Annotated in this window: 16 protein-coding genes; 10 read left to right on the top strand and 6 right to left on the bottom strand. The window is 70.3% G+C overall.

Annotated elements, in window-relative coordinates; translation table 11 throughout:
- Positions 1-67: 67 nt before the first annotated feature.
- From CF165_RS02130 to CF165_RS02115, 4 genes are read left to right on the top strand one after another with little or no spacing between them, the layout of a single operon-like run.
- Positions 68-715: an ABC transporter permease gene (locus CF165_RS02130; RefSeq protein ID WP_003068987.1), complete on the top strand. Its 648-nt coding sequence runs from the start codon at positions 68-70 to the stop codon at positions 713-715.
- Positions 708-1,874 (top strand): ABC transporter ATP-binding protein, encoded by a 1,167-nt coding sequence (locus CF165_RS02125; RefSeq protein WP_093945767.1) that lies wholly within the window; start codon positions 708-710, stop codon positions 1,872-1,874. The genes CF165_RS02130 and CF165_RS02125 overlap by 8 nt, the downstream gene beginning before the upstream one ends.
- Complete coding sequence (locus CF165_RS02120; protein WP_093945694.1) at positions 1,871-2,653, top strand: ABC transporter permease; 783 nt, start codon at positions 1,871-1,873, stop codon at positions 2,651-2,653. The genes CF165_RS02125 and CF165_RS02120 overlap by 4 nt, the downstream gene beginning before the upstream one ends.
- Entirely contained in the window at positions 2,650-3,609 is a 960-nt protein-coding gene (locus tag CF165_RS02115; protein WP_093945693.1) for a glycine betaine ABC transporter substrate-binding protein, read from the top strand. Before CF165_RS02120 ends, CF165_RS02115 begins: the two co-directional genes overlap by 4 nt.
- Positions 3,610-3,651: 42 nt before the next feature.
- On the opposite strand, the gene CF165_RS02110 is transcribed toward CF165_RS02115, so the two are convergent.
- Positions 3,652-4,113 carry a DUF6474 family protein gene (locus CF165_RS02110; protein ID WP_093945692.1) on the bottom strand — a complete coding sequence of 154 codons (462 nt, stop codon included), beginning with the start codon at positions 4,111-4,113 and terminating at the stop codon, positions 3,652-3,654.
- A gap of 90 nt (positions 4,114-4,203) precedes the next feature.
- On the opposite strand from CF165_RS02110, the gene CF165_RS02105 reads away from it, so the two are divergent.
- The 3 genes from CF165_RS02105 to CF165_RS02095 all read left to right on the top strand — a co-directional run bounded on the left by CF165_RS02105 (position 4,204) and on the right by CF165_RS02095 (position 7,353).
- Positions 4,204-5,844 (top strand): TM0106 family RecB-like putative nuclease, encoded by a 1,641-nt coding sequence (locus CF165_RS02105; RefSeq protein WP_167441315.1) that lies wholly within the window; start codon positions 4,204-4,206, stop codon positions 5,842-5,844.
- 83 nt (positions 5,845-5,927) lie between these two features.
- Entirely contained in the window at positions 5,928-6,560 is a 633-nt protein-coding gene (locus CF165_RS02100; RefSeq protein WP_093945690.1) for a PadR family transcriptional regulator, read from the top strand.
- Positions 6,561-6,693: 133 nt separating this feature from the next.
- Positions 6,694-7,353, top strand: a complete 660-nt coding sequence (locus CF165_RS02095) for a class I SAM-dependent methyltransferase (RefSeq protein ID WP_093945689.1) — start codon at positions 6,694-6,696, stop codon at positions 7,351-7,353.
- A 42-nt stretch (positions 7,354-7,395) separates the two neighbouring features.
- Here the strand turns inward: CF165_RS02095 and CF165_RS02090 are convergent, their stop codons facing one another.
- Positions 7,396-8,154, bottom strand: a complete 759-nt coding sequence (locus tag CF165_RS02090) for an SDR family NAD(P)-dependent oxidoreductase (RefSeq protein WP_093945688.1) — start codon at positions 8,152-8,154, stop codon at positions 7,396-7,398.
- Between the two features lie 143 nt (positions 8,155-8,297).
- Between CF165_RS02090 and CF165_RS02085 the strand changes: the two genes are divergently transcribed.
- From CF165_RS02085 to CF165_RS02075, 3 genes are all read left to right on the top strand, one after another.
- Positions 8,298-9,602 carry a UDP-glucose dehydrogenase family protein gene (locus CF165_RS02085; RefSeq protein ID WP_093945687.1) on the top strand — a complete coding sequence of 435 codons (1,305 nt, stop codon included), beginning with the start codon at positions 8,298-8,300 and terminating at the stop codon, positions 9,600-9,602.
- 148 nt (positions 9,603-9,750) lie between these two features.
- Complete coding sequence (locus CF165_RS52410) at positions 9,751-10,134, top strand: VOC family protein (RefSeq protein ID WP_240521425.1); 384 nt, start codon at positions 9,751-9,753, stop codon at positions 10,132-10,134.
- A gap of 30 nt (positions 10,135-10,164) precedes the next feature.
- A complete protein-coding gene (locus tag CF165_RS02075; RefSeq protein ID WP_093945685.1) occupies positions 10,165-11,931 on the top strand; it encodes a gamma-glutamyltransferase family protein in 1,767 nt (588 codons plus the stop codon).
- On the opposite strand, the gene CF165_RS02070 is transcribed toward CF165_RS02075, so the two are convergent.
- Genes CF165_RS02070 through CF165_RS02055 form a run of 4 tightly spaced genes read right to left on the bottom strand, consistent with a single transcriptional unit; the run spans position 11,928 to position 14,161 of the window.
- Positions 11,928-12,323: a hypothetical protein gene (locus CF165_RS02070; RefSeq protein ID WP_093945766.1), complete on the bottom strand. Its 396-nt coding sequence runs from the start codon at positions 12,321-12,323 to the stop codon at positions 11,928-11,930. The two genes, CF165_RS02075 and CF165_RS02070, sit on opposite strands and share 4 nt — an antisense overlap.
- 45 nt (positions 12,324-12,368) lie before the next feature.
- Complete coding sequence (locus tag CF165_RS02065) at positions 12,369-13,253, bottom strand: VOC family protein (RefSeq protein WP_093945684.1); 885 nt, start codon at positions 13,251-13,253, stop codon at positions 12,369-12,371.
- On the bottom strand, positions 13,246-13,770 hold the full coding sequence (locus CF165_RS02060) for an RNA polymerase sigma factor (protein ID WP_072475243.1): 525 nt from the start codon (positions 13,768-13,770) through the stop codon (positions 13,246-13,248). The genes CF165_RS02065 and CF165_RS02060 overlap by 8 nt, the downstream gene beginning before the upstream one ends.
- Positions 13,771-13,774: 4 nt before the next feature.
- Entirely contained in the window at positions 13,775-14,161 is a 387-nt protein-coding gene (locus CF165_RS02055) for a hypothetical protein (protein WP_093945683.1), read from the bottom strand.
- Positions 14,162-14,166 lie beyond the last annotated feature (5 nt).

Here is a 14,166-nt window from a genome sequence, read left to right as displayed (position 1 = left end):
TGAGCCGTCGGTCAGCGCTAGCCCGTTCGGGTGAAGGCTGACGCGAAGGGCGGGAGAGCGAACACGGATGAACCTCTTCGACTACATCTCCGACCGGGCGAGCAAGCTGTGGCTGGAGGCCTACCTGCACACCAGCATGGTGGTGCAGTGCACCATCATCGCCGCGGTCCTCGGCGTGCTGATCGGGGTCGCGGTGTACCGCAGCCCGATCGGTTCGGCGGTGGCCACGGCACTCGCGAGCACGATCCTCACGGTCCCGTCGTTTGCCCTCCTGGGCCTGCTGATCCCCCTCTCGGGGCTCGGTCCGACGACGGCCGTGATCGCGCTGGTGCTCTACGGCCTGCTGCCGATCGTCCGGAACACCATCGTCGGGCTCGACGGCGTCGACCCGGCGGTCACCGACGCCGCCCGCGGCATCGGGATGAGCCGCTTCGGCGTGCTCACCCGCGTCGAGCTGCGGCTGGCCTGGCCGGCGATCCTCACCGGCATGCGGGTGGCCACCCAGATGCTGATGGGCATCGCGGTGATCGCCGCCTACGCGAAGGGTCCCGGCTTCGGCGCCGAGGTCTTCTCCGGGCTCACGAACGCGGGGAGCACGAACTCCCTCAACCAAGCCGTCACCGGCACGGTCGGGGTGGTCATCCTCGCCCTGCTCCTCGACGGCGTCTACGTCCTGATCAAGCGCTTCACCGTCTCAAGGGGTGTCCGTGGCTGAGAACGAGGAAGTCTCCGGCGTCGAGATCGAGCTGGAGCACGTGACCAAGCGGTACCCCGGCACCCGTGAGCCCGCGGTCGACGACTTCTCGATGGTCGTGCCCGCGGGCAAGATCGTCGTCTTCGTCGGCCCGTCGGGCTGCGGCAAGACCACGACCATGCGGATGATCAACCGGCTGATCGAGCCGACGTCCGGCCGGATCACCATCGGCGGCGAGGACGCGCTGAAGCTCGACGTCGACACCCTGCGCCGTCGCATCGGCTACGCCATCCAGCAGGCCGGGCTGTTCCCGCACTTCACCGTCGCGCAGAACATCGCGGTGGTGCCGGGCCTGCTCGGCTGGGACAAGAAGAAGGTCAACGACCGGGTCGAAGAGATGATGGACCTGGTCGGGCTCGACCCGGCCGACTTCCGCGACCGCTTCCCGCGCCAGCTGTCGGGCGGTCAGCAGCAGCGCGTCGGCGTGGCGCGGGCGCTCGCCGCGGACCCGCCGGTGCTGCTGATGGACGAGCCGTTCGGCGCGGTCGACCCCATCACCCGCGGCAACCTGCAGGACGAGCTGCTGCGGCTGCAGAGCGAGCTGCAGAAGACGATCGTGTTCGTCACGCACGACTTCGACGAAGCCGTGAAGCTGGGCGACAAGATCGCCGTGCTCGGCAACCAGTCGACGATCCTGCAGTACGACACGCCCGAAGCGATCCTGGCGAACCCGGCGGACGACACGGTCGCGGGGTTCGTGGGCGCGGGCGCGTCGCTGAAGCAGCTGACGCTGCTGCGCGTCCGAGACGTCGAGCTCCAGCAGGACGCGCTCACGGTGACGGTCGACGAGACACCGGCGTCGGTCCGGGAGAAGCTCGACAAGTCGCGCCGGCACTTCGCGCTGGTGCTGGACGCGCGCCGCCGTCCGACGCGATGGGTGCACGCGCGCGAACTCACTTCGGCGTCTTCGCTGGCCAACCTCGGCAAGCCGCTGCGCGACGTCGTCAGCCTGCAGTCGACGCTCCAGGACGCGCTCGAGGCGATGCTCGCCGAGGGTGGCTCGGTGCCGGTCACCGGCGCGCGCGGCGAGTACGCGGGCACCATCCAGCTCGACACGGTGATCGCGACCATCCAGCAGCTGCGGGACGAGCACACGAACGGCGAAGAGGTGTCCGCATGACGACGGTCGCCGTCGACACCGGCTTCAGCACCGAGTCCGGTTCCAAACGCGCGGAACGCGTCCGGTTGTTCGCCCAGCCCGTCGTGGTGCTGGTGATCGTCGCGGTGACGCTGGTCTCGGTGTTCTCCAGCGGCCTGAACGCGACGGAGAAGGAGACGCTCAACGCGCCGACCTTGTTCACGGCGTTGTGGGACCACCTGCTGATGACGCTCGTGGTGACGGCGATCGTCGTGCTGGTCGCGGTGCCGCTCGGCGTGATCGTCACGAGGCCGTGGGCGCGCTTCCTGGCCCCGATCTTCCTGGCCATCGCGAACATCGGGCAGGCCGCGCCCGCGCTGGGCGTGCTGGTGCTGTGGTTCATCGTCACCGGCGCGACCGGCGGGATCTGGGTCGCGGCGCTGCCGCTGGCGTTCTACTCGCTGCTGCCGGTGCTGCGGAACACGATGGTCGGCATCCAGCAGGTGGACCCGGCCCTGATCGACGCGGGCCGCGGCATCGGGATGTCGGCGGGCGCGGTGCTGTGGCGCGTCGAGCTGCCGCTGGCCGTCCCGCTGATCCTGGCCGGCCTGCGCACGTCGCTGGTGCTGGCGGTCGGCACGGCGACGTTCGGCATGTTCGTCAACGCCGGCGGGTTCGGGCTGCTCATCGACACCGGCTACAAGCTCAACCTGACACCGGTGCTGATCACCGGCTCGGTGCTGGCCGTCGCGCTGGCGCTGCTGGTGGACTGGGTGGGCGCGGTCGCCGAACAGTACTTCGGACCGAAGGGGCTGCGATGAAACTCCGGCGACTGTCCGTCGTGGCGCTGCTGGGCGTGACGCTGTCTTCCTGCGGGTTGACGGTCAACCAGGCGGTGCCGTACGACATCCGGCCGGGCACGATCCAGCCGATCCCCGCCTTGCAGGGGCTGAAGGTGACAGTGGGGTCGAAGGACTTCACCGAGAACATCATCCTGGCGTACATGGCCGAGATGGCGTTGACGGCGGCGGGCGCGGACGTGGTCGACCTGTCCGACATCAAGGGCTCCAACTCGTCGCGCCAGGCGCTGCTGTCCGGGCAGACGGACGTCACGTGGGAGTACACGGGCACGGGCTGGATCAACTACCAGGGCAACGAGCTCCCGGTACCCGGCGGCGAGAAGGCCCAGTACGAGGCGACGGCCAAGGCGGACGAGGAGAAGTTCGGCGTCACGTGGCTGAACTATTCGCCGCTGAACGACCAATACGCGTTCGCCGTCACCGAGGCCTACGGCGCGAAGAACAACCTGAAGACGACCTCCGATTTGGCGGCGTTCATCAAGCAGAAGCCGGACCAGGCGGTGTTCTGCCTGGAAACGGAGTTCACCAGCCGTCAGGACGGTTTCCCGGCGGCGGTCAAGGCGTACGGTTTCCAGAAGCCGACGGTGAAGAACTTCGGCATCGGCACCATTTATTCGGCGGTGGCGAGCGGAACCTGCCCGGTGGGCGAGGTGTTCACGACGGACGGCCGCATTTCTGGGCTGAACCTGCGGGTGCTGGAGGACGACAAGAAGGCGTTCCCCCAGTACAACGCGGTGGCAACCCTGCGCACGGAGTGGCTGAAGCAACACCCGGAGGTCCGCGGCCCGCTGGAGAAGGTGAGCGCGGCGATCGACAACGAGCAGATGATCGAGCTGTGCAAACAGGTCGACGTCGACGGCCAGGACGCGGGCAAGGTGGCCCACGACTGGATGGTCAAGAAGGGCTTCGTGAAGTAGCCGGAACGGCCCCCGGTGCGAAGGCGCCGGGGGCCGCCGCGTTCAGATCCCCAGCCGGTGCAGCAGCTGGCCCTCCAGCCGCTCCAGCTCGCCGGCCACCGCCCGGTGCACCGACTTCCGCCGTGCCGTCGGCATCCGCTCCGCCGCGCGGACCGAGGCCGACAGCTGTTCCAACGTCCCCAGCGCGCCCTGCGCGAACTCCGTGTCCGCCTTCGACGCCTTGTCCGACTTCTGCAGATCCCGGCAGCCTTCGGCCAGCCCCGCGATCCGGGCGTGCCGCGCCGCGCCGCGGCCCGTGTACGAGCCCAGCTGGTCGACCGAAACGCCCAGCTTGCGCGCCTGGTAGCGGTCGTACGCCTCCCGTGCGACGCCCGCCGCGCGCACCGCGAGCGGCGCGACCACCGGGATCACCGCCGGGCCGAGCACCTTCGCCACCGCGACCGCGTTCTTCGCCCTCTTAGGGGTGAACCTGGCTTCACCCTCGACCTTGGCCTTGCGCGCCATGGCACCTCCTGCGACGTGTCGGGGTCGAACTTACTGGTCGCCCGGGTGGCGGGCATGTCGGCTCGGCGGTGGGAATCTAGAGTGATCTCCATGAACACCGAGGTGGTACTCGACGCGGGAGCGGTCAGCCGCTGCCGCCGCCGTGTGCACCTCGAACACGATCCCGCCATGCGCGAGGTCCCGCTGTCCCCGCCGGACCCCACCGCGCAGCAGCGGATCGCCGACGCCACCGCGCACCGCGAGGACATCGTCACCCGGCTCATGGCGGCCAACCCCGACCACTGGGTCAAGATCGGCCGCGACCTGCCCGCCCACGAGCGCGTCGAGCAGACGCTGCGGGCCTTCACCGACGGGGCGCGCTACATCTGGGGCGCGCTGCTGCCGGTCGATCCGGCCGGGCACCGGCGTGGCGGCATCGACCTGCTCGTCCGGACCGGCCGCGGCTACGTCCCGGTGCTCGTCGTGCGCCACCGCATCACCGACCGCGGTACCGGCGCGATCGTCACCGAGCTGACCGACCTCGACCCGGCGCACCGCGCGGCCGACGAAGGCCGCAAAGTCCGCTCGCAACCGCGTGACCAGCTCCGGCTCGTGCACATCCGCCGCATGCTGCAGACGCTCGGGCAGGCCGACGAAAGCTTCGCCCTCGGCGGCGTGATCGGCCTCGACGCCGACGTCGTCGTCTGGCACGACCTGACCGCGGGCACCTGGCCCGGCGGGCGCGACGCGCTCACCGAGTACCAGGCCCGGTTTGCCGACCGCCTGGCCATCGCCACCGCGGCCGCGAACGGCGAAGAACCCCTCGCCGAGCCGTCGCGCGTGCTGGAGTGCCGCCGTTGCCCGTGGTGGCCGACCTGCGAGGTCGTGCTCACCGAGACCCGTGACGTCAGCCTCGTCGTCCGCGGCGAGGACGCCGTGGAGCTGCGCCGGGCCGGGGTGTCCACTGTGGACAAGCTGGCGGCGCTCGATCCGGCGGGCGAGCCGCCGGCGGTGAACTGGACGGGCGTCACCTTCCCGGACGCGGTCGTGCTCGCCAGGGCCTGGCTGGCCGACCTGACGCTGGTGCGCCGCGTCGAGGCGGTCGACGTACCGCGCGCCGACGTCGAGGTCGACGTCGACATGGAGAGCTTCGGCGACGCCGGCGCGTACCTCTGGGGCTGCCTGCTCAGCGGCGCCGACATCGGCCTCCCGCAGGGCTACCGCGCCTTCGCGACGTGGGACCCGCTGCCCACCGACGACGAGGCCCGGTCCTTCGCCGAGTTCTGGGCGTGGCTCACCGACGTCCGCGAGCGCACCGAAGCGGCCGGGCTCACCTTCCGCGCCTACTGCTACAATGCGCTCGCCGAGAACCGCTGGCTCTTCGGTTCCGTCGAGCGCTTCGGCGACCACCCGGGCGTTCCGGCCAAGAAAGAAATCCAGTCCTTTGTGGACTCGGAGCAGTGGGTGGACCTCTTCCGCAGCGTCACCGACCAGTTCCTCTGCTCCCACGGCAAGGGGCTGAAGGTGATCGCGCCGGTGGCCGGGTTCTCGTGGCGCGACCCCGAGGCGGGCGGCGAGGCGTCGATGCGCTGGTACCGCGACGCGGTGGGCATGGACGGCGAGAAGCCGGACGACGACCAGCGCGAACGGCTGCTGCGCTACAACGAGGACGACGTCCTCGCGACCCGGGCGCTGCGCGAGTGGATCGACGCGCGGGCGCAGGACGAAGTGCCGTTCATGTTCGACCTCTGAGGTGCTTTGTCGACTAAGACACTTGCCTGCTGATGCGCTTTCCGTAATACTCGTCTACGAGTACTCGTAGACGAGGAGTCGGGATGAAGCGGCGGAAGGTCGGCAACCTGCTCGGCCTGGCCGTGCTGTCGGTCGTGCTGGAACGTCCGATGCACCCGTACGAGATGGCGACCGTGCTCAAGGAGCGTGGCAAGGACACCGACATGCCGATCAAGTGGGGCTCGCTCTACACGGTCGTCGCCAACCTGGAGAAACACGGCTTCGTCGAGGCCGTCGAGATTGTCAAGGACGGTGGACGGCCCGAGCGGACCGTCTACCGGATCACCGCGGCCGGGCGCGAGGAGTTCGAGGACTGGGTCCGCGAGCTGGTCGGCACGGTCGATCCGGAACCCCCGCGGTTCAAGGCCGGGTTGTCGATGATCGGCGTCCTCGGTCCGGACCAGGCGATCGGCCGGTTGCGGGAGCGGCTCGCGCTGCTCGACGAACGGGCCGGGAACCAGCGGGCCGGGCTCGAGCAGCTGCGGCCGCTGATGCCGCGGATGTTCCTGATCGAGGTCGAGTACGACCTCGCGATGACGGAGGCCGAAGCGCGCTGGGTACGCGGCTTCCTCGACGAACTGACCAGTGGCGCCCTGCCCGGCATCGAGGCATGGCGACGCTGGTACGAGACCGGCGAGATCCCTGCTGACCTGGGGGAGCTCCGGGAAGAGAAATAGCACGGACCCCGGGAGGTGCTGGCACACCGCCCGGGGTCCTCGACCCCGAACCGAGCACGCCCGGCCCCGAGGTGGCACCGCAAGGATAACCGGGTGCGCTCTTCGGTTCGGTCCCACCGAAGAGGAGAGATCCATGGAGACGACCCGCAAGCACAAAGTGCCCGAGATGGAGGGTTTCCAGGCCCGCTGGTACGCCAAGAACCGGGGCACGGAGGCCCAGCTCGCGCAGTACCGGCAGCAGGCCGCGGAGGTGACGGCCGGGCTGCCGGACGGCGCCGAGGTCCTGGAGGTGGCGCCCGGCCCCGGCTTCTTCGCCGTGGAAGTGGCGAAGCGCGGCTACCACGTCACCGGGCTCGACATCAGCCACACGATGGTGGAGATCGCCCTCGAAGAGGCCCGCAAGGCCGGCGTGGACGTCGGCTTCCGGCAGGGTGACGTGACGAACGCGCCGTTCGCGGACGAGTCGTTCGACTTCCTGATCTGCCAGGCCGCGTTCAAGAACTTCCGGGAGCCGGTGGCGGCGCTGAACGAGATGCACCGGGTGCTGCGGCCCGGCGGGTTCGCGGTGATCCAGGACCTCAACCACGAGGCCAGCGGCGCGGACATCGACCGCGAGGTGGCCCGGATGGACGTCGGCGTGGTCGCCGGCTTCACCGTGCGCCGGACGCTCGCCTGGCTGCGGCACCGGGCGTTCACGCCGGCGCAGTTCGAGGCACTGGCCGCGGAAAGCGCGTTCGGCGGCTGCTCGGTCACCACCGACGGTATCGGCCTGGAGGTCCGGCTGACGCGCTGACCGCGAGGGGCGGCACTTTCGGTGTGAAAGTGCCGCCCTGTGTCAGCGGGGAGCCATCCGCAGCGAGCCGTCCATGCGGACGACCTCGCCGTTCAGGTAGTCGTGGTCGATGAGCGACAGCGCGAGCTGCGCGTACTCGTCCGGCCGCGCGAGCCGCTTCGGGAACGGGATGCCGGAGGCGAGCGACGCGCGGAACTCGTCGCTGACCGTGGCGAGCATCGGCGTGTCGACGATGCCGGGCGCGATCGTCAGCACGCGGATGCCGTGCGAGGCCAGGTCGCGGGCCGCCGGGAGCGTCATGCCGACGACGCCGCCCTTGGACGACGAGTAGGCGACCTGCCCGATCTGGCCGTCGAACGCCGCGATGGAGGCGGTGTTGATGATGACGCCGCGGGCGTCGTCTTCGAGGGGTTCGGTCTTCGCGATCGCCTCGGCCGCGATGGTCAGCACGTTGAACGTGCCGACCAGGTTGATCTGGATGACCTTCGCGTACAGCGCGAGGTCGTGACGGCCCTTCTTGGACAGGATCCGCGCGGACGGCCCGATGCCGGCGCAGTTCACCACGGTCCGCAGCGGCACGCCCGAGCCCGAAGCGGTCGCGACGGCTGCCTCGACCTGCTCGACGTCGGTGACGTCGGCCTCGACGTAGGTGATGCCGTCGACCTGCTCGGCCTTCTCGATCGACGACGCCAGGTCGAGCGCGAACACCTTCGCGCCCTTGGCCGCGAGGGCCTTCGCCGTGGCTCCCCCGAGGCCGGACGCGCCCCCGGTGACGAGCGCCGCGGTGTCGGTGATCTGCATCTGTGCCGTTCCCTTCGCTGCTCCGATTCGCGGACTCAGGTTAACGCTCGTTCGCACGAGCGGTTCGTGTCTTCGCTCACCGCTTTCGGGGGCGACCGTTTCCGTTAGCGCGGTGGTCACGTCCGGCTGTCACCTTCAGCAGCATGACGCCAGCTCGGATCGTGGTGGTAGGAACCGGTTACGTCGGACTGACCACGGGGGCCTGCCTGGCCAGCCTGGGGCATTACGTCACCTGCGTGGACGTCGACCGCGCGAAGGTCTCCCGGTTGGCCGCGGGCCGCGTCGACATCCTCGAACCCGGGCTCGCGGGCCTGGTGCACCGCGGGATCGCGACCGGGCGCCTCCAGTTCGTCGTCGGCGCGCGGGACGCGGTGAGGACCGCGCAGGCGGTCTTCCTCTGCGTGCCGACGCCGATGGGCGCGGGTGGCTCCGCGGACCTGCGCGCGGTCGAGGCCGTGGCCGCCGAAATCGGCGACGTCCTGCCCACCGGCTGCGCGCTGGTCACCAAGTCGACCGTGCCGGTCGGGACGTCGAAGCGGATCCAGGAGATGGTCGGCCGGACCGACGTGCCGGTGGTGTCGAACCCCGAATTCCTCCGCGAGGGCACCGCGGTCGCGGACTTCCTGGGCCCGGACCGGATCGTCGTCGGCTCGGACGACCTCGCGGCCGCGCGCCGGGTCGGTGAGCTGTACGCCGAGCTGGACGCGCCGGTCGTCGTCGCCGACGCGGCCAGCGCGGAACTCGTGAAGTACGCCGCGAACTGCTACCTCGCGCTGAAGCTGTCCTACGTCAACTCGATCGCGGAACTCTGCGAACGGCTGGGCGCGGACATTTCCCTGGTCACCGAGGGGATGGGCTACGACCGCCGGATCGGGCGAACGTTCCTCAAGCCGGGCCCCGGTTGGGGCGGCTCCTGCCTGCCGAAGGACACCAGCGCGCTGGTCAAGGTCGCCGAGTCGGTCGACTACGACTTCCGCATGCTGACCTCGGCCATCGACGAGAACATCGCCCAGCGCGACCGGATCGTCGCGAAGATCGCCGGCGCGGTCGGCGGGACACTGGCCGGCGCCCGGATCGGCGTGCTCGGCCTGGCCTTCAAGGCGGGCACCAACGACCTGCGCGACTCGCCCGCACTGGCGGTGGCTTCGGTGCTGTGCGCGCTGGGCGCCGAGCTGATCGCCTACGATCCGGCCGTGGACGGCGAGATCGCCGGGATGACCGTGGTCGACGACGCCTACCAGGTCGCGAAGGACGCGGACGCCGTCGTCGTGCTGACCGAGTGGGCCGAGTTCAAGCACCTCGACTGGGCCGCGATGGCCGAGCTGATGGACGGCATCGACGTCGTCGACACGCGCAACCTGCTCGACCCGCGGGTGATCGTGGACGCCGGGCTGTCCTGGCAGGGCGTCGGACGGCCGCGGGCGGCGGCGCGAATCAAGGTCTCTTGAAAAAGCACTGCTTGATCGTGTGTGGCCCGCTAGGGTGATCGGCACGGCATCGCGTGTCGGTCACCGGCTGGGTGAGACATGGAGGTGGCGGGAGTGCCCTGGAGGCATTTCAATCGTGTCGGTATCCGTTTCCGTTGAATTGAACCATTTGATCGTCCCGTCCCGGAACAACCGGGAATCCGCCGAATTCCTGGCGAACCTGCTCGGCCTCGAGGTCGGGGAGGAATGGGGTCCGTTCATCCCCGTCGAGACGCGCAACGGCGTCCGGCTGGATTTCGCGAGCGTCCCCGAAGAGGACCTTCGCCTGCAGCACTACTGCTTCCTGATCCCGGAGGACGACTTCGACGCCGTCTTCGCGCGGCTCGTCGAAACCGGCGTGACCTACCACGCCGATCCGGCGGGAAAGCAGCTCGGCGAAATCAACCACAACCACGGCGGCCGTGGTGTCTACTTCCTCGATCCCGGCGGGAACGGGATGGAAATCATCACGCAGCCGTACGAGCCGGAGCGGAAGCGCCCGTCGTCCTGGTAGAAGTTCCTTAGCAATGCGTACTATCGGGGCATGTTCACGACGAGGCCGGAGCTGGCCGGCACCTTCGGGATGGTGGCATCGACGCACTGGCTGGCTTCGGCCACCGGGATGGCGGTGCTGGAGGACGGCGGCAACGCGTTCGACGCGGCGGTCGCGGCCGGGTTCGTCCTGCAGGTCGCCGAGCCGCACCTGTGCGGCCCGGCGGGCCAGGTGCCCGGCCTCTTCGTGACAGCGGACGATCCGACCCCGCGGGCGCTGGCGAGCCAAGGGCCGTCGCCCGCGGGGGCCACGCCCGGGCATTTCGCCTCGCTGGGGTTGGCCATGATCCCGGGCAGCGGCCTGCTCCCGGCGACCGTCCCGGGAGCCTGGGACGGCTGGCTCATGCTGCTTCGCGACTACGGCACGAAGCCGCTTCGCGAGGTGCTGTCGTATGCGATCGGCTATGCGCGCAACGGCGTCCCGCTGGTGTCGCGAGTCGGCGACACGATCAGCGCCGTGTCTCGCCTGTTCACCGAGCACTGGCCGACGTCGGCGGCGCTCTGGATGCCGGACGGCAAGCCCGCGTCCGGCCTCCACCGGAACCCGGCTTTGGCGGACACGTGGGAGCGGCTGCTGCGGGAGGCCGAGTCCGTCTCCGGGCGGGAGGCGCAGATCGACGCGGGACGTCGTGCCTGGTCACAGGGGTTCGTCGCGGAGGCGATCGACGAGTTCAGCCGCCAGGCGTTCCGCGACGACTCCGGCCGTGACCACGCGGGCCTGCTGACCGGCGACGACCTGGCGTCGTGGTCGGCGTCTTACGAGGACCCGGCGTTCGCCGACGTCGGCGACTGGCGCCTGCTCAAGATGGGCGGTTGGACGCAGGGCCCGGCGCTGCTGCAGCAGGCGTTGCTGCTGCACGGCTTCCGGGACGAGCTGTCCTATGTAGACGGTGTGCCGTCGGAGCGCACGGTGCACCTGGCGGTCGAAGCGGCGAAGCTGGCCTTCGCGGACCGCGAGGCGTGGTACGGCGACACCGACGTGCCCTTGGACGTGCTGCTTTCCGCGTCGTACACCGACGAGCGACGTGCTCTGATCACCGATACGGCGTCTCCCGGCCTCCGCCCCGGCGACGCTCGTGGCCCGGCACGGCTGCCGGCGATCCTGGACTCCCTGCAAGGCGTCCAGGTGGAAGGCGGCGCGACGGGCGAGCCGACGGTCGGACCCCAGGGCCAGACGCGCGGCGACACAGTGCACCTCGACGTTGTCGACGCGGCGGGCAACCTGGTGTCGCTGACGCCGTCGGGCGGCTGGCTGCAGTCGAGCCCGACGATCCCTTCGTTGGGGTTCTGCCTGGACTCGCGGGGGCAGATGTTCTGGCTGGAGCAGGGCCTGCCGAACTCCCTGGCCCCGCGCAAGCGCCCGCGCATCACGCTGTCGCCGTCACTGGCCCTGCGCGACGGCGTCCCGACGCTGGCGTTCGGCACCCCGGGCGGCGACCAGCAGGACCAGTGGCAGCTGTGCTTCTGGCTCGCGCACGTCTACGGTGGCCTGAACCTCCAGGAGTCGATCGACTCGCCGGCCTGGCACACGAACGCGTTCCCGAGTTCGTTCTACCCGCGCTCGTGGGCGCCGCGCGAGCTGGTGGCGGAGTCCCGGCTCGGTTCGTCCACATTGGACGCGCTGCGGGCGCGCGGGCACGTCGTGGTCGACGCGGGCGACTGGGCCCTGGGCCGCCTCTCGGCGGTCTCGCGCTCTTCGGGCATGCTCCGGGCGGCGGCGAACGCCCGGGGCATGCAGGGCTACGCGGCAGGCCGCTAGAGCGTCAACGACGCCCAGCCGCCGCCCTCGGCGAGCAAAGTACGCACGCCGAGGGCGTGCTCGGCGAACCCGGCGAGATCGCCGTGCAGCAGAGCGAGCCGTTCTCCGTCGAGGGGCGTGGTGTCGCCCGACCACAGCTCCCGGACCCAGCAGGCGGCCGGGTGCAGGGACCTGACGAGCACGGCGACCTCGGCCTCGGCCGACCCACCCGCGGCGAGATATTCCGCGAGGACTTCGTCGCACGCCTGAAGCAGTTCCTGAAGCCCGCGCACGGCTTCGTCGGGAGTGCCGTCCCAATCCGGCCGGGGCCACACCGACGACCCGAGTTCGAGCCACAACCGCCAGCCCGCGGTCAGCTCGTCGTGGTCACGCGGCACCCATTGCCCGGCCATGCTTCGAGTGTGCGCCTGTTCGCGCATCCCGGCGGATGGGATTCCTCACTTCGCGGGCCGCTGCCAGAGCCAGAACTCGATGCCCTGGTTGTCCGTGCAGTCGGCGGTGGTGCCGTACGGGTGGTGTTCGACTTCGCCCGCCTGGCCGCCCTGTTCGCGAACCCGCGCCAGCGCCGACTCGAGGTCGTCGACCGCGTACATCAGCTTCCAGCCGACCTGCCGGTCCCCGGCCCACAGGCCACCTTCGAGACCCGGACCCGAGAACTGCCACGCGTCCGCCGTCGAGCCGGGCGAGAACTGCCAGCCGAGGACCGAGCCGTAGAACGCCTTCGCCGGCTCGGCCTCCGGGACCTGGAACGTGAAGTACATCGCCTCGCCGTGCCGCGCGGGCTTCGGGCCCGCCGCCGGAGAGGTAGCCTGGGACACCAGCCAGCGCTGGCCGAACGGGTCGCGGAACGAGCCGCCCCGGCCGTACGGCGAGTCGCTCACCGCGCGGATCAGCGTCGCGCCCAGTTCCAGCGCGCGGGCCACGCTGATGTCGACGTCCGGGACCTCGACCCGCACCGACGCGCCGCCCTCGCGCGGCGCCACGTGCCCGATCTCGGGGTACTCCTCGGCGAGCATCAGCACGGCGTCGCCGATGGCCAGCTCCGCGTGCCCGATCCGGCCGTCGTCCATCAGGATCGGGTCGCCGCGGCGCACCGCGCCGAAGACCTCGACGTAGAAGTCGAGCGCGGCACGGGCATCGGAAACGGCGAGGTACGGCGTCAGCGAACGCATTTCGGCGTGGGTCGCAGGGGCTTCGGTGGTCGTCATGTCGGCTCCGTTCAAGATCAGGCGACGCAGGTTGTCGCGCAGTTCGGCGGCGAAGTCCGGGTCGGGGGCGACCCGCTCGGAGGGACGGCGAAGCGCGTCGAAAGGCTCAGGCATCGCGACCCTCCTTCTCTTCGTAGGCACGTCGGAACGCGGCACGGGCCCGCACGAGCAACGCCTCGGTGGCGTGCACGCTGCGCCCCAGGTGGCCGGCGACCTCGGGCACGCCGAGGCCGTCGACGTACCGCAGGGTCAGCGCGGCCCGGTGGTGCGGCCCGAGGGATTCGAGCACCTGTCTCGCGCGCAGGGCGTCGAGCTGCTCGTCCCACGGGTCCTCGACGTCCGGCTCGCTGTCGTGAACGAGCCGCAGCCCGCGTTCCTCACGTTCTTTGCGCCGCCAGTGGTCGGCGAGCTTGTGCCGGGCGACGCCGATCAGCCACCCGGTGCTCACTGGAGGTGCGTACTCCTTGCGACAGGCGGCGACCGCCCCGAGGAACGTCTCGGAAGTGAGTTCCTCGGCGAGCGTGCGGTCACCGCACCGGGACAGCAGGTACCCGTAGACCTCCGGCAGCGCGGTTTCGTACAGCCCGAGCAGCGCGAAGGCCGGGTCCGGTCGTACCCGAGGTTCCGTCACACCCTCATCGTCGCCTGGCGGAGGCTTTCTCCGACGGGTGAACTTCGGGTTTTTTCGGCGGCCAGTTCACCCGGATGGTGACGACGTGGTCCCGCCGCCCGGGAAAGAGCCGGTAGACGCTGACGAGGAAGACCCCGGGCCGGGCCCGCTTGCGGGACAGGTAGTCGTGCGCGCAAGCGGTCCCGTACCGGACGGTCCAGCCCTCGTACCGCTCGCTGCGGTGCTCCAGGACGAACCCCATGTCGTCGACGAGTTCGGTGTATTCGTGCACCCGCTCGCCGGGCGCGACCTCACGCCGGTACTCGAGTTCGTGGGGATAGCCGTACGCGTCCATGACCCGCAGGATCTTGTTCCGACCCCGAGCCTGGACGGCCTGGTGCGGGAATCCCATTCACG

Source organism: Amycolatopsis vastitatis, assembly GCF_002234595.1.
GTDB classification, from domain to species: Bacteria; Actinomycetota; Actinomycetes; order Mycobacteriales; family Pseudonocardiaceae; genus Amycolatopsis; species Amycolatopsis vastitatis.
This window is presented reverse-complemented; position numbering and strand designations above follow the sequence as displayed.

Excerpts from the sequence above, each read along its gene's own strand:
- CF165_RS02130 (WP_003068987.1), top strand. The coding sequence starts at position 68 with ATGAACCTCTTCGACTACATCTCCGACCGGGCGAGCAAGCTGTGGCTG.
- CF165_RS02120 (WP_093945694.1), top strand. The coding sequence starts at position 1,871 with ATGACGACGGTCGCCGTCGACACCGGCTTCAGCACCGAGTCCGGTTCC.
- CF165_RS02115 (WP_093945693.1), top strand. The coding sequence starts at position 2,650 with ATGAAACTCCGGCGACTGTCCGTCGTGGCGCTGCTGGGCGTGACGCTG.
- CF165_RS02110 (WP_093945692.1), bottom strand. The coding sequence starts at position 4,113 with ATGGCGCGCAAGGCCAAGGTCGAGGGTGAAGCCAGGTTCACCCCTAAG.
- CF165_RS02105 (WP_167441315.1), top strand. The coding sequence starts at position 4,204 with ATGAACACCGAGGTGGTACTCGACGCGGGAGCGGTCAGCCGCTGCCGC.
- CF165_RS02100 (WP_093945690.1), top strand. The coding sequence starts at position 5,928 with ATGAAGCGGCGGAAGGTCGGCAACCTGCTCGGCCTGGCCGTGCTGTCG.
- CF165_RS02095 (WP_093945689.1), top strand. The coding sequence starts at position 6,694 with ATGGAGACGACCCGCAAGCACAAAGTGCCCGAGATGGAGGGTTTCCAG.
- CF165_RS02090 (WP_093945688.1), bottom strand. The coding sequence starts at position 8,154 with ATGCAGATCACCGACACCGCGGCGCTCGTCACCGGGGGCGCGTCCGGC.
- CF165_RS02085 (WP_093945687.1), top strand. The coding sequence starts at position 8,298 with ATGACGCCAGCTCGGATCGTGGTGGTAGGAACCGGTTACGTCGGACTG.
- CF165_RS02075 (WP_093945685.1), top strand. The coding sequence starts at position 10,165 with ATGTTCACGACGAGGCCGGAGCTGGCCGGCACCTTCGGGATGGTGGCA.
- CF165_RS02070 (WP_093945766.1), bottom strand. The coding sequence starts at position 12,323 with ATGGCCGGGCAATGGGTGCCGCGTGACCACGACGAGCTGACCGCGGGC.
- CF165_RS02065 (WP_093945684.1), bottom strand. The coding sequence starts at position 13,253 with ATGCCTGAGCCTTTCGACGCGCTTCGCCGTCCCTCCGAGCGGGTCGCC.
- CF165_RS02055 (WP_093945683.1), bottom strand. The coding sequence starts at position 14,161 with ATGGGATTCCCGCACCAGGCCGTCCAGGCTCGGGGTCGGAACAAGATC.